This is a genomic window from Arhodomonas sp. KWT (assembly GCF_010993615.1).
Genome location: NZ_WNXE01000325.1, coordinates 1 through 2,166, shown reverse-complemented (window position 1 = coordinate 2,166; position 2,166 = coordinate 1). Strand labels below are relative to the sequence as shown.

General features: G+C 67.7%; 1 protein-coding gene. It reads right to left on the bottom strand.

The genetic code is table 11. From position 1 onward, the window contains the following. Window positions 1-429: 429 nt before the first annotated feature. The coding region (locus G7A99_RS18460) for a sodium:solute symporter family protein (RefSeq protein ID WP_205599916.1) at window positions 430-2,166 on the bottom strand (1,737 nt) is incomplete at its 5' end.

Sequence of the window (2,166 nt, the reverse complement as noted above, 5' to 3'; positions counted from 1 at the left end):
GTGGCGCCGGGGGAGCTCAACCCGCTGGACCAGCGCGTACTCCGCGAGGCCCTGCGGCAGGGCCGGGATATCCAGCGCCGGCTCGCGGTGCGCTTCCAGCTCTAGGGCCTGTTCCGGAGGGCCCCGCGCCCCCAGCGTCCCGGGCAGCGCCTTCCCGTCTCCGACATCGCCCCGGGGGCCGTTGGATTCCACCGCGGCGGTTCAGCCTCTGCTGTAGGTCGGCTGCTCCCGGCAGCCGACATCCCAGCCGAATATGCCGTGAAGCGATCGCTCGAAGGCAATCGACCGTCGCCGGGCTGGAGAGTGGCGCCTGCGGGGAGCCGGCCAGGCAAGTGCATCGGGCACGGCCGCAGCTTCCACCTATTTGGTCACCACAAAGAGAAAGGGCCCCGCAGGGCCCTTTCGTCGCTGTCGTCGTGGGCTGCCGGCTCAGTGGCCGGTGGCCCCACCCGCGCCGCGGGGGACGCGGACGTCCTCGACGAGCTGCTGGATGTGCTCCGGCGGCGGGGCCGTCACACGGGAGACCAGCGCGGCGGCGATCACGTTGAGCAGCGCGCCGAGCGCCCCGAAGGACTCCGGCTGGATGCCCAGGAGCCAGTGTTCCGCGGTGTTGGGCAGCATGTTGGTGCCCGGCACGAAGAACCAGCCCTTGTACGTGAAGATGTACACCAGCGTGGTGGTCAGGCCCACGATCATGCCCGTCATGGCACCGGCGCTGTTCATGCGCTTGTTGAAGATACCGAGCATGAGCACCGGGAACAGCGAGGAGGCGGCGAGGCCGAAGGCCAGTGCCACCACCTGGGCGGCGAAGCCCGGTGGGTTGAGGCCTAGGTAACCGGCCACCAGGACCGCGCCGGCCATGGACAGCCGTGCCGAGAGCAGTTCGCCCTTCTCGCTGATGCGAGGGTTGAACACGCCCTTGATGAGGTCGTGGGAGACCGCCGAGGAGATGGCCATGAGCAGGCCGGCCGCCGTGGACAGTGCCGCGGCGAGACCGCCGGCGACCACCAGCGCGATCACCCAGTTGGGCAGATTGGCGATCTCCGGGTTGGCCATGACCATGATGTCGCGGTCGACGGTGAGCTCGTTGCCCTGCCAGCCGAGCTGCTCGGCCTCGCTGGAGAACGCCGGGTTGTCGGCGTTGTAGTACTGGATCTGCCCGTCGCCGTTCTTGTCGTCCCAGCTCAGCAGACCGGTCTGCTCCCAGTTCTTGAACCACTGGGGCCGCTGCTCGTAGGGCAGGCTGGCCTCGACCTGGGTCGGTGTGCCGTCCTTCACCGTGTTGATCAGGTTGTAGTAGGACATCGCGCCCACCGCCGGGGCCGTGGTGTAGAGGATCGCGATGAACACCAGCGCCCAGCCGGCGGACTTGCGTGCGTCACGCACCCGCGGGACGGTGAAGAAGCGCACGATGACGTGGGGCAGACCGGCGGTGCCGATCATCAGCGACATGGCCAGCATCATCATGTTGAAGGTGTTGCCTTCCTGCATGGCCGTGTACCGGTCGAACCCGAGGTCGACGAGTATCTGGTCCAGTGTGCTCAGCAGGTGCTGGCCCTGGGCGCCGCCGACCTCCAGCGACCCGCCGAGGCCGAGCTGGGGCAGGGGGTTGCCGGTGAGCTGCAGGGAGATGAACACCGCGGGCACGGTGTAGGCGAAGATCAGCACCACGTACTGCGCGATCTGCGTGTAGGTGATGCCCTTCATGCCGCCGATGACCGCGTAGAAGAACACGATCGCCATGCCGATGAGCAGGCCGGTGGCGTAGTCGGTCTCCAGGAACCGCGAGAACGCCACGCCGATGCCCTTCATCTGGCCGATGACGTAGGTCAGCGAGGCCACGATGAGGCAGACCACGGCGATGATGCGGGCGGTCTTGGAGTAGAAGCGGTCGCCGATGAACTCCGGCACCGTGAACTTGCCGAACTTGCGCAGGTACGGCGCCAGCAGCATCGCCAGCAGCACGTAGCCGCCGGTCCAGCCGAGCAGGTAGACGGAGGCGTCATAGCCCATGAAGGCGATCAGCCCCGCCATGGAGATGAACGAGGCCGCGGACATCCAGTCCGCCGCGGTGGCCATGCCGTTGGCGACGGGGTTAACGCCCCGTCCGGCGGTGTAGTACTCGCTCGTGCTTCCCGCCCGCGCCCAGATCGCGATACCGATGTA